This is a genomic window from Halomonas salinarum, assembly GCF_012062845.1.
In the GTDB taxonomy this organism is placed as follows: domain Bacteria; phylum Pseudomonadota; class Gammaproteobacteria; order Pseudomonadales; family Halomonadaceae; genus Onishia; species Onishia salinarum.
Map to the genome: position 1 here is coordinate 116461 of NZ_WWNB01000010.1, position 11017 is coordinate 127477.

Consider the following 11017-nt stretch of genomic DNA (forward strand, 5'->3'; position numbering starts at 1 on the left):
CTTTTTTATAGCTACCTGCCGGCGTATGCCGCTTCTGTTCGTCGAGACAAGCTGCCGAGCCGGGTCGTCGAACCGGGGTGTCGAAGCAGGTGCGGCGCCCTCAATCCATAGGAGATCCACATGAGTGATACTGCCATTCAGACCATCAGCTTCATTGGCCTTGGCGTCATGGGCTATCCCATGGCCGGCCACCTGGCCAAGCAAGGCTACACAGTGCGCGTCTACAACCGCACCGCGACCAAAGCCGAGGCCTGGACAAAGGAATACTCAGGAAGTCACCACGCCACACCCCGACAAGCCGCCGAGGGGGCCGATCTGATACTGGTATGCGTGGGCAACGATGACGACGTGCGCCAGGTCACGCTGAGAGAGGATGGCGCCCTGCACGGCATGCACCAAGGGGCGGTGCTGGTCGACCACACCACCGCCTCGGCCAACCTGGCCCGCGAACTCGACGAAGCCTGCCAAGCGCAGGGCGCCGCCTTTATCGATGCCCCGGTGTCAGGCGGCCAGCAGGGTGCCGAGAAAGGGGCGCTAACCATCATGTGCGGCGGTGAGGAAAGAGATTTCAAGCGCGTCCAGCGAGTGCTCGACATCTACGCCAGAGCACTGAATCTGCTCGGCCCGGCTGGAAGCGGCCAGATGACCAAAATGGTCAATCAGATCTGTATCGCCGGTCTCGTACAGGGACTCGCCGAAGGCCTGCATTTTGCCGAGCAGGCCGGACTCGACCGCGAGCAGGTCATCGAGGTGATATCCCAGGGCGCGGCCGGCTCCTGGCAGATGGAGAATCGCCACAAGACCATGATCGACGATGAGTACGACCACGGCTTCGCCGTGAACTGGATGCGCAAGGACCTGGCGATCTGCCTCGACCAGGCTCGCGAGCTCGATGCCAAACTGCCGGTTACCGCGCTGGTCGATCAATTCTACGGCGACATCCAGACAATGGGCGGCGGCCGCTGGGATACCTCATCACTGCTCAAGCGACTGCGCCGCGACTGACGTCACGCGTCAGAGCCGCGTTCTGACACATCCCGTCACTCAAACGATGCCAAGACCCGATAAGGCTCGGGCCGCATTGCGGCATTCGCCCTCCTTCTTCCCCCTGATCCGATCGATGCTCCCACCTGAACAAGCGACGTCACGACATCGCCACCCACTTCGCATATCTCCAGGCACGACTGACAGGTTCGAAGCATTCGATCGATCCTGCACAACTTCTGTAGAAGCCTTTAAGTACCAATTGTCGAGCTTGTACGCCCAAGAAGCGGCTCCTCGAATACGGTTTTTGCCAGCCACCACCTCTGACAACCCGGCTGAACCCGGGCCTTGCCGCGTTTTCCACACTTTCTGTGGATAAGTCTGTTCAAAACCTTGAGAAAACTGCCAGCAGCCACCATGACAGCGGGGTTACGCTCAAATTGAGCACTTTTTGACCAATTATAACTCTTTGATTTACATGATTTTATTAGAAAAGTAATGCTCGGGGTTGACGAGCATAAGAATTATACACAAGGCATCGGCACATCGAGGGGGACGTGGACAACTCGACGTCTATGTCAAGCATCAAGAAGGCTAAATCGTCGAAAAACGCCAACAAAGGGTGCAGCGAGGAGGATGTGACCAGCAAACACCGGCGAGGTGTCGGTCAAGTGCAGAAGAAGGGAGCAAGCGGAATAACAGCGACAAAAAAAGACGCTATAAGCGTCTGATCTTTTATGCTGCCAACTGCTGTAGGAGAATCGGGTGGCGTCCCATAGGGGGTTCGAACCCCTGTCACTGCCGTGAAAGGGCAGTGTCCTGGACCACTAGACGAATGGGACGCATCATAACCCGTTCTTGTTCCTGTCGAGACTGGTGGAGCCTAGCGGGATCGAACCGCTGACCTCAACACTGCCAGTGTTGCGCTCTCCCAGCTGAGCTAAGGCCCCGTGTCTCTCGAGAACGAGGCGTATAGTACTTACACACCCCGTCCTCGTCAAGACATTCAGATGATTTTAGCGAACCGACCTACAGCTCGCGAAATTCTTTCTCGAGGCGCTTGGCCTGTTTCTTCGACACACCACCCAAGACCTCAATCGCATGACGCAAACGAGCGCGGGTCATGTCAGAGCCCAGGATCGCCATGGCATCCATGACCGAGGTCGAGGTCGCCGAACCGGTAATCGCAATGAACACTGGCGCCAGGAAGGCTTTCATCTTGAGCTCAAAATGCTCGCCCAGCAGCTTGACCTCGGCCAACAGCGATTCCTTGTCCCAGCGGGTCACTCCCTCGAGACGCCAGACCAGGAACTGCAGTATCTTGACCAGCTCATCGCGCTCCATCTTGACGCTCGAGAAGCTCGCCTCGTTGATGGCGGGCAGGCCCGAGAAGAAATGGCCCGCCAGCGGCATCACCTGAGATAGCGTGTCCACCCGTGGGCGCACCTGGGGCAGAATCTGGCGAACATAGTCCTCATTGAACGCCCAGTCACGCAGCGCCTGTAGCAAGGCGGTATCGTCCAGGTCTTCGCGAATATAGACGCCGTTGAGCCAGGTCAGTTTTTCCAGATCGAAGACCGGACCACCCAACGACACACGGTGGACGTCGAAATGCGCCATCATCTCGTCGAGGCTGAATTTTTCACGCTCGTCGGGCATCGACCAGCCCATGCGTCCCAGATAGTTGGTCACTGCCTGAGGCAAAAAGCCCATACGACGATAATAGTTGATCGAGGTCGGGTTCTTGCGCTTGGAAAGCTTCGACTTGTCGGGGTTACGCAGCAGCGGCATGTGACAAAGGGTCGGCATCGGCCAGCCGAAATACTCATAGAGCAACTGATGCTTGGGTGCCGAATTGATCCACTCCTCGCCGCGCAACACATGCGTGATGCCCATCAGGTGGTCGTCGACCACATTGGCCAGATGGTAGGTCGGCATGCCGTCGGACTTGAGCAGGATCTGTGCATCGACCTGTGCCCACTCGACTTCAATCGTGCCGCGCAGCATGTCCTCGACCACGCAGGTGCCTTCGCTGGGTACGTGCATGCGTACGACATAGGGCCAGCCCTCGGCTTCGCGCCGTGCCTGTTCCTCGGCCGGCAGCGCCAGGTCGGCCGGCTTGAGGGCCATGTGCTGGCCGGCCGCCTTGCGTGACTCGCGAAGCTCATCCAGTTCCTCGCTGGTGCGATAGCACTTGAAGGCGTGTCCGCTATCGAGCAGCTTGCGAGCATACTCGGCATAGATATCGCCGCGCTCGCTCTGACGATAAGGGCCATGAGGGCCGCCGACATCCGGGCCCTCGTCCCAGTCAAGCCCCAGCCAGCACAGGGAGTCGAGGATCATCTGTTCTGACTCGGCGGTCGAACGTTCGCGATCGGTATCCTCAATGCGCAGGATGAACTGACCGCCATGTGCGCGGGCAAAGCAAAGATTGAACAGCGCGATGTAGGCAGTGCCCACGTGGGGATCGCCAGTCGGAGACGGCGCGATACGGGTACGTACGGTCATGTCGATCGATCCATGTGAAGTGGAAACCTGGCGGGCATTATACGCACTCCCCCGCCCCCCATCAGCCGGGAATCATTTATGACCCACCGAGTCCATAGCCAATCCCCTGTGCACACGTGATGCATCGCCTCCATGGCTTGCTTGATCAACCACGACAAGGACGCACTCATGCTCAAACATCTTCCCGACGACTTCACTGCCGTGATTACCGGCGCCGGGGGCGGCATTGGCCGTGCCATGCTAAAGGCACTACTGGCAAGCCACCGTCCCGGGCATGTGTTCGCCGCCTCGCGACAGGCGCTTGAGCATGATGATCCGCGCCTTACTCAGCTAGCGCTGGATATCACCACCGACGAGGGCCTTGCGACGCTGGCCGCTCACCTCGAGGACACCAAGGTCCACCTGATCTTCAATGCCATCGGCACCCTGCATGACGAAAAGCGCGGTATCGCGCCCGAGAAGAAGCTCGACGATTTGAGCTTCGCGGCCCTCGAGCACCTCTTTCACGTCAATGCGGCGACCCCGGCAATGCTGCTGAAAACGCTGTCGCCCTCGCTTAAAGGCAAGCATCCGGCCATCTTCGCCAGTCTCTCGGCACGGGTCGGCTCGATCGGCGACAACGGGCTAGGCGGCTGGTACGCCTACCGCGCCAGCAAAGCGGCCCACAATATGCTGTTCAAGGGGGCTAGCGTCGAGCTGAAGCGCCTCAACAAGCAGGCTATTCTGCTCAACCTACATCCTGGTACCACCGATACCGCACTGTCTGAACCTTTCCAGGCCAGGGTGCCAGACGGCAAGCTGTTCACGCCGTCTTTCGTCGCCGAGCATCTGCTTGAGGTAATGAATGACCGTACTCCCGCCGATAGCGGCAGCTTCTGGGATTGGGCCGGTGAACCGATTCCCTGGTAAAAGTGAGGGGTGCGAGTGGATTGTCCAATAATTCAAGAGCGACCAGAAAAGTGGTCGTCCTGTTCCTGGCTCAATCTCTTCCTCAATGGGCAACCACAAGCGCGGCACCTACAAGTCCAGGTGTTCTCGGAACCAGTCAGTGATGAAATCCAGGTAAGTGCGGGTCTTGTCCGGCAGGTACTTTCGCGAGCGAAACAGCACCAGCATGCTGCCATGCTCGTTCCAGTAAGGCTGCAGAAGTGGCACCAGCTGACCTTCGGCGACGGCCGAGCGGGCGGCGAAGGTCGGCAGATAAGCCAGGCCGAAGCCGGCCTTGGCCGCCTCTACCACGCCCAGCAGGTTATTGATCACCAGGCGCGATTGGGGCTCGATGTCCAGGGGCTGGCCGTTGAGCGAGAAGCGCCAATGAGCCCCCAGATCGTAATTGCCGTAAAAGATGGTGTCGTGATCGCGGATATCCCGGGGATGCATGGGGTCGGCGACTCTCGCCAGGTACTCGGGCGCTGCATAGAGACCGTAGACCACCTTGCACAACGGCCGCGAGACAAGGCTCGACGGTGGCAGAGGGCCCATGCGGATCGCCAGATCGACGGCATCATCAATGGGTTCGAAGCGCTGGTCCTCGAGCAGGATCTCGACCGCCACGTCGGGATAGCGGCGCATGAAGGCAGTGGTGGGCGCTGCCAGGTACATGAAGCCAAAACTGACCTGAGCGCTGATCTTGAGCTGTCCTCTCGGCCGCGCCGTGACCGATTGCACCTGGGCTTCGGCGGCATCCAGCTCCTCGCGTATCCGCAGACCATGCTCGTAATAAATCTGCCCCGCCTCGGTAAGGTGCAACGAACGGGTCGAACGATGCAGGAGGTTGACCCCCAGTTCATCTTCCAGCGCCGCGACTCGCTTGGACGCCATGGACTTGGAAATCCCCAGGCGGCGCGAGGCCGCGGTAAAACTGCCGGCCCGCACCACCTCGACAAAGACCCTAAGCGCATCGAGTACTGCCATCCTCGACTCCCCACAGAATACTCATGAGCACCCGTTTCCAAAATGGAAACACTGGTTTTCGATTGTACCCACTTATTCCGCAAAGGCCGAATCCCTATACTGTAAGGGCGTATCCAAGGCAGCGAAGAATCGCCACCTTGGAAACGACAACGTCATCAGGCAAAGGCAATCCCGCCATCGCCTGGATGTCGCCTTCAGTGCATTTCTTTTTTTGCGTGACCGGCCAGACCGGCGCGCATTTCTTTTATGCGCCTATCCCGTGTAAGTGCCTAACCCATGTATGTGCCTATCGCATGGCGATTGCACCAGGCTCGCCTCCCCCCCCCCTCTATTCACCCCGCCCAACAAGGCTGCTAGCCGTCGAACAGGTAGTCGCTGCTATATTCGACGATATTACCCAGCCCATGAGGCGAGCGAGTGACCAGCGGCCCCGTCAAGTGTTCGCCGCGCTCTCCAATACGCGCTTTGACCGCCATCGGCTGGACATCAGCCACCGGCATCCTGACACGAATCACGTAGCGCCCGCCCACCAGGCCACTCCCCGGGCCTAACGGCCCTACCACGAACCCTCCGTCGCGTACCTGGGTCCGAATTTGCCAATTGACGCCACTGGCACGACGCTCGAGCAACACCTCCAAACGGGTCTCTTCGGGCAGGTTGGTTTGCCCCATGACCTCAAGGCGCCGAGACTCCGTCAACTGCGTCGTCACCGTCATGCTGACGGGCTCGGTGAGTGGCTCGGGCTTCTCTGTTTCAGTGGTGACATTGCCCTGCACCGATGAAGCTGTCTCACCCTGCGTGGGGGCTGTCTCTTCTCGCTGCTCGCCGGCCGACGGCGCCGAACCCTGATCACAACCGGCCATCCCCCACATTAATGCGAGACTCAGGGCGCCAGCCTTCCAATGCGGCGGCCGCCTTAGCATCTTTCTGGCATCGTCATGCATATCTGCCTCTTTCGACCGTTTCCTTTCAGACATTCTGACGCCTAGTATCCATCATCGCGAATGCCTAAAGTCACATGACAGCAAAATATGCGTGGCAAATACCCGCCTACAGCCCCTGGGCCAGGAGTCATTCGTCGAGCCTCGGCAGGGAGTAGCCAAAGAGTCAAGGGTCATGTATCGTCAATGAGTCATCATGCCATCCTGGTCTGGTAGCCCTAGATGAGCAGCGCTTGCCTCGCGCTAGCGCCAATGCTGCATGGCATTCCCATCTAGTTAACGATACTCATGGTGTGATACACATATGGGCATGTTTCTACTGTCACCTGAGCGCCCTATCGTCGGCCCATGCCCCTGGAGGATGACACCCCCTGAGGTAGCAAGCGTTGGTTGGCAACATTAACCATCAAGCAGGGTCGAGAGAAAAACCGAATGTTATCCTTAACATCGATTTATCATCTAAGCGGCAACATAAAGACCTGTCATAAAAATACATATTAAACGTATTAATCAAGCACTCTCCAAGCCCACTAATACCTGGCTATCATCATTTGAGTCTTGATATATACAGATCATGAACAAGACACCACTAACCCCATGTAGTGGTGAATGAAATATCACTGGGAAACGTACGCACATTATGAGTAGTTTAAGCGATTTTGAAGAAAGCATGCGTCGTGAAATCGATGCATTCCAAGATAACAGCGAAAAAGAAAGAGCCAAGCGCTTGGCTCAGGCCGCCAATCAAGCCACCACCCCTGCAAAGCAACCCAGTAAGCCGCAGCGCCCCACCAAGCAGCAGGTTGAATCCTACAAGACAGGCCACCTCGTGAAGCTTGCCGTGCGCACCAAGCGCCTGGAACTCGATACCATCTTCGAGCACCGCTCCAGCAGCATTTCTCGTCTGGAAGCCCAGATGGAAGCAGAGGAGGCGGCCAAGAAGGCGGGGTTCCCCATCATCGGTCATCTGGTAGACATCGAGCGCCTTTAATACGTTTCGCACTAAAACGTCAGGCGGCAATTGCCTGCAGGCAATCCGCTAGGTTATTGACAATAGAGCGCATCCGTCTTCGTTTGGCATTGAACCTACATCAATCCAAGAGCCGTGTACGCGACATCACCGCTAAGGCTGCCTGGATGCTGGCCAGCATTGCGCTTTTTAGAAGCCATCGTCGTGAAATGACCGGCGCTTGATAGTTCGCGCTATAAAGGTGCACTCCATGCCCCTTGCCACGCCAGGACACCGACCCGCAGATGTCCCGCAATTGGCCGTAGCCATCCGCTAGCCAAGCATGCACCTGGCAAGCAGGTATGGGAGAATATGCCCCTCTTCATGACGTGCTCGCCGCATCGCCTCGAAACGCCCGACCCTTCAGCAAAGGCGAGCCCTCGCGATCATGCTGCGTGGCATCGACAGCAGAAGATCGCCACAACACTGCAACGTGATGACTAACCTGGACCGTTATGACTGATCTGGACAACGCGACGCCCTCTACACCTCTGGATCGCACCTTCTCGGTGGCACCCATGATGGATTGGACGACCCGCGATTATCGGGCGTTCGCGCGAACGCTTAGCCATCACACCCTGCTGTATACCGAGATGGTGACGACCGGGGCGATACTCTATGGCAGCCCCCGCGAGCGTTTCCTTGGCTATGACGAGGTGGAGCACCCCCTGGCGCTTCAGCTTGGTGGAAGCGATTCGGGCGAGCTCGCCGAATGCGCAGCCATCGCCGAGACCTGGGGCTACGACGAGGTCAACCTGAACGTCGGCTGCCCAAGCGACAGGGTGCAGAATAACCTGATCGGGGCCTGCCTCATGGCGCATCCGGACAAGGTCGCCGCGGCGGTCAAGGCGATGCAGGCGGCCGTGTCGATCCCGGTGACGGTGAAGTGCCGCATCGGGATCGACGATCAGGACGAGGACGCAGATCTCGAGCGCTTCATCGACGAGGTCGCCGCCGCCGGCTGTGAGGTATTCACCCTGCATGCTCGCAAGGCCTGGCTCGAAGGCCTGTCGCCCAAGCAGAACCGCGACGTGCCCCCCCTCAACTATGGCCGCGTACACCGCTTGAAGCAGCAGCGTCCCGAGCTGCACATCGGGGTCAATGGCGGTATCAAGACACTGGACGAATGCCGTGCCCATCTCGATCATGTCGACAGCGTGATGATCGGACGCGAGGCCTACCAGAATCCGTGGCTGCTGGCGGGCGTCGACGAGGCGCTTTATGGCCAACAGGGACCCGCCGCCAGCCGCCATGACGCAGCCCGCGCCTTCAGGCCCTACATCGCCGCACGGCTCGCTGAGGGCGCCAAGCTCAATCATATTACCCGCCACCTGCTGGGGCTGTTCCAAGGGTGCCCGGGGGGTCGCCGCTTCCGCCGTCACCTCTCGGAAAACGCCCATCGCGACGGGGCCGGCCTTGAGGTCTTCGACGAAGCGCTCTCGCTTGTATCTGAAGAGCGCCTGGCCCAGCCAGCCTGACATCAGCACTAAGCCGCCAGCAGGCATGGGCAAAGACCATGGGCTGCTGGGTCGAGGGATCTAGCGTCTAGCCTGGCAAGGGGGTAACGCCTGGCTGATGCTAGGACATGCCTTCGGAAGCGGGGTCATAGTCAGACTGAAAGGTCTCGACAGCGCTCTCGGCTTCCTCGATCGCATCGAAACGCGCCACATGAAAAAGCGCTTCCCCTTCATTGGCAAGCGGTAGATTGCCCATGCCGATCACAATGCCATCGGCCGGTGCCCGCACGTCTTCTTCCGAATTGCCGAACGGATCGGCAACCTTGCCGAGCACCTCACCCTTGGCAACGCGGGTCCCCAGGTGCACTTTAGGCCGCAAGATGCCATCGATCGGCGCTCGCGCCCAGCTCGAACCATTGGCGACTTCAGCGGGACGCGGCTTAGCACGACGACGGTCGCTTGCCAGCATGCCGATGGCGCGCATCACGCGACGCACGCCGCGCACGCCGGGCGCAATCGCCCACTCATCGAAGCGCAACGCCTCACCGGCCTCGTAGGTCAGCACCGGCACACCCCGGTTCTGGGCATAGTGGCGCAGACTCCCCTCGCGCAATTCGGCGTTGAGGATCACCGGCACACCAAAGGCCATGGCGATGGCCTCGGTTTCGCTATCCGGCGTCAGCTGGGCGCGTATCTGCGGCAGGTTCGTGCGATGGATAGCCCCTGTGTGCAGATCGATAATATGGGTGGCCTGATCGACGATCTCCTCGCGGAACAACGCCGCCACTCGCGACCCAAGCGAGCCAGTCTCACTCCCCGGGAAACAGCGGTTGAGATCACGCCGGTCCGGCAGGTAACGCGTGTGCTGAACGAAACCGAAGACGTTGACGATAGGCACCGCGATCAGTGTGCCTCGAACACCCTGCAGCCCCTTGGAACGCAGCAGTCGGCGCACGATCTCGACGCCGTTGATCTCGTCGCCATGGATGGCACCGCAGACCAGAAGCGTAGGACCGGGCTGGCGACCATGCACCACCTCGACAGGAATATGCAGCGGTGCATGGGTGTAGAGCTTGGCGACCGGCACATCAATCTGTGCACGGGAACCGGGCGCCACTCTGACACCGGCGAGTTCGAAGGGGGCACGAGCCATAGGCATATCTTCCTTTGGGTAATCGAGGCAAACGAGGGCAGCCCAACGCAAACCATCTGGGCCGCCTGAATCCAGCGCATTATGCGCGCGCTATTCTGGTCGAGTGCATCTTTGAAAACAGTGTTTCCTGATGCATGACGTTATACGCCTTCAGGGCGGCCATGACGAGCCTGTCGCACGCTGCATGCGACCATAAGTTTATACATGCATGCATGTAAGCAGGTGCTCGTTGCGCTAGAATATCCCTACCTTACCCGTGACCAAGAATCCTGCCTTCCTTATGGCCCGAAAGACCAAAGCCGACGCCGATGCGACGCGCAAGGCACTGCTGGATGCCGCCGAAGATATCTTCTTCGAGAAGGGCGTCGCCCGCACCACCCTCGAGCAGATCGCCCGCCATGCGGGCATGACCCGAGGCGCCGTCTATTGGCATTTCAAGAACAAGGCCGACATCTTCCACGCCATGAGCGACCGGGTGCACATGCCCTTCGAGGAGCTGACCCGCGAGCTCGAGTCGCCCCAGCAGGGCCACACCCCCCTCGACACCATTCGCCTGACGCTACGCCATGCCCTGACGCGCATCGAGCAGCCACGCCATCGCCGCGTCCTCTCGATCATCCTGCATCGCTGCGAGTTCTTCAGCGACATCAACCCGCTCGAGATGCAGCACAAGATGGCCCAGGACTGCTACGCCTCGATGCTGCGCCACTTCACGATAGCCGAGGAATCCGGACAGCTCGCACCCAACATCGATGCCATCCGGGCCGCACAGATGATGGAATACACCATCGGTGGCATGCTTCATGACTGGCTGCGCACGCCACAGGAATACTCCCTCACCGAGCGTGGCCGAGTGATCATCGACAATCTGCTCGACCTGCTGTCACGTGATGCGCCCCTCACCCCGCCAGACCCGGCCGCCAGCCACGCCTGAGCCCTCACTACCGCGTTCTGTTATCGGGTAGGGGCCGGGGTTCCCCCCGGCGCCCTCCCACACCACCGTACGTACCGTTCGGTATACGGCGGTTCATGAAGAACGGCTAAGCCCTTT

Annotated in this window: 9 protein-coding genes and 2 tRNA genes; 5 read left to right on the forward strand and 6 right to left on the reverse strand. The window is 59.4% G+C overall.

The features are described from left to right. Window positions 1–120 precede the first annotated feature (120 nt). Window positions 121–1005: an NAD(P)-dependent oxidoreductase gene (locus tag HF027_RS09150; protein WP_168014948.1), complete on the forward strand. Its 885-nt coding sequence runs from the start codon at window positions 121–123 to the stop codon at window positions 1003–1005. Between the two features lie 745 nt (window positions 1006–1750). Here HF027_RS09150 and HF027_RS09155 read toward each other — a convergent pair. From HF027_RS09155 to gltX, 3 genes are all read right to left on the reverse strand, one after another. Beyond that, a tRNA-Glu gene (locus tag HF027_RS09155) sits at window positions 1751–1826 on the reverse strand. Window positions 1827–1858: 32 nt separating this feature from the next. Then, a tRNA-Ala gene (locus HF027_RS09160) sits at window positions 1859–1934 on the reverse strand. 79 nt (window positions 1935–2013) lie between these two features. After that, window positions 2014–3492: a glutamate--tRNA ligase gene (gltX, locus tag HF027_RS09165; protein ID WP_168014950.1), complete on the reverse strand. Its 1479-nt coding sequence runs from the start codon at window positions 3490–3492 to the stop codon at window positions 2014–2016. Window positions 3493–3660: 168 nt separating this feature from the next. Between gltX and HF027_RS09170 the strand changes: the two genes are divergently transcribed. After that, window positions 3661–4401 (forward strand): SDR family NAD(P)-dependent oxidoreductase, encoded by a 741-nt coding sequence (locus tag HF027_RS09170; RefSeq protein ID WP_168014952.1) that lies wholly within the window; start codon window positions 3661–3663, stop codon window positions 4399–4401. Between the two features lie 108 nt (window positions 4402–4509). Here HF027_RS09170 and HF027_RS09175 read toward each other — a convergent pair whose 3' ends face one another. Next, window positions 4510–5406: a LysR family transcriptional regulator gene (locus HF027_RS09175; RefSeq protein WP_136253910.1), complete on the reverse strand. Its 897-nt coding sequence runs from the start codon at window positions 5404–5406 to the stop codon at window positions 4510–4512. A 353-nt stretch (window positions 5407–5759) separates the two neighbouring features. Further along, window positions 5760–6269 carry a hypothetical protein gene (locus tag HF027_RS09180; protein WP_168014954.1) on the reverse strand — a complete coding sequence of 170 codons (510 nt, stop codon included), beginning with the start codon at window positions 6267–6269 and terminating at the stop codon, window positions 5760–5762. 748 nt (window positions 6270–7017) lie between these two features. On the opposite strand from HF027_RS09180, the gene HF027_RS09185 reads away from it, so the two are divergent. Further along, entirely contained in the window at window positions 7018–7338 is a 321-nt protein-coding gene (locus HF027_RS09185; protein WP_168014956.1) for a hypothetical protein, read from the forward strand. A 473-nt stretch (window positions 7339–7811) separates the two neighbouring features. Next, entirely contained in the window at window positions 7812–8834 is a 1023-nt protein-coding gene (gene dusA / locus HF027_RS09190; protein ID WP_168014958.1) for a tRNA dihydrouridine(20/20a) synthase DusA, read from the forward strand. A 100-nt stretch (window positions 8835–8934) separates the two neighbouring features. Here the strand turns inward: dusA and HF027_RS09195 are convergent, their stop codons facing one another. Beyond that, window positions 8935–9966, reverse strand: a complete 1032-nt coding sequence (locus tag HF027_RS09195) for a succinylglutamate desuccinylase/aspartoacylase family protein (protein WP_168014960.1) — start codon at window positions 9964–9966, stop codon at window positions 8935–8937. A 280-nt stretch (window positions 9967–10246) separates the two neighbouring features. On the opposite strand from HF027_RS09195, the gene HF027_RS09200 reads away from it, so the two are divergent. Further along, on the forward strand, window positions 10247–10900 hold the full coding sequence (locus HF027_RS09200; RefSeq protein ID WP_168014962.1) for a TetR family transcriptional regulator: 654 nt from the start codon (window positions 10247–10249) through the stop codon (window positions 10898–10900). Window positions 10901–11017 lie beyond the last annotated feature (117 nt).

Coding starts and splice junctions, on each gene's coding strand:
- HF027_RS09150 (WP_168014948.1), top strand. CDS start 121: ATGAGTGATACTGCCATTCAGACCATCAGCTTCATTGGCCTTGGCGTC.
- gltX (WP_168014950.1), bottom strand. CDS start 3,492: ATGACCGTACGTACCCGTATCGCGCCGTCTCCGACTGGCGATCCCCAC.
- HF027_RS09170 (WP_168014952.1), top strand. CDS start 3,661: ATGCTCAAACATCTTCCCGACGACTTCACTGCCGTGATTACCGGCGCC.
- HF027_RS09175 (WP_136253910.1), bottom strand. CDS start 5,406: ATGGCAGTACTCGATGCGCTTAGGGTCTTTGTCGAGGTGGTGCGGGCC.
- HF027_RS09180 (WP_168014954.1), bottom strand. CDS start 6,269: ATGGCCGGTTGTGATCAGGGTTCGGCGCCGTCGGCCGGCGAGCAGCGA.
- HF027_RS09185 (WP_168014956.1), top strand. CDS start 7,018: ATGCGTCGTGAAATCGATGCATTCCAAGATAACAGCGAAAAAGAAAGA.
- dusA (WP_168014958.1), top strand. CDS start 7,812: ATGACTGATCTGGACAACGCGACGCCCTCTACACCTCTGGATCGCACC.
- HF027_RS09195 (WP_168014960.1), bottom strand. CDS start 9,966: ATGGCTCGTGCCCCCTTCGAACTCGCCGGTGTCAGAGTGGCGCCCGGT.
- HF027_RS09200 (WP_168014962.1), top strand. CDS start 10,247: ATGGCCCGAAAGACCAAAGCCGACGCCGATGCGACGCGCAAGGCACTG.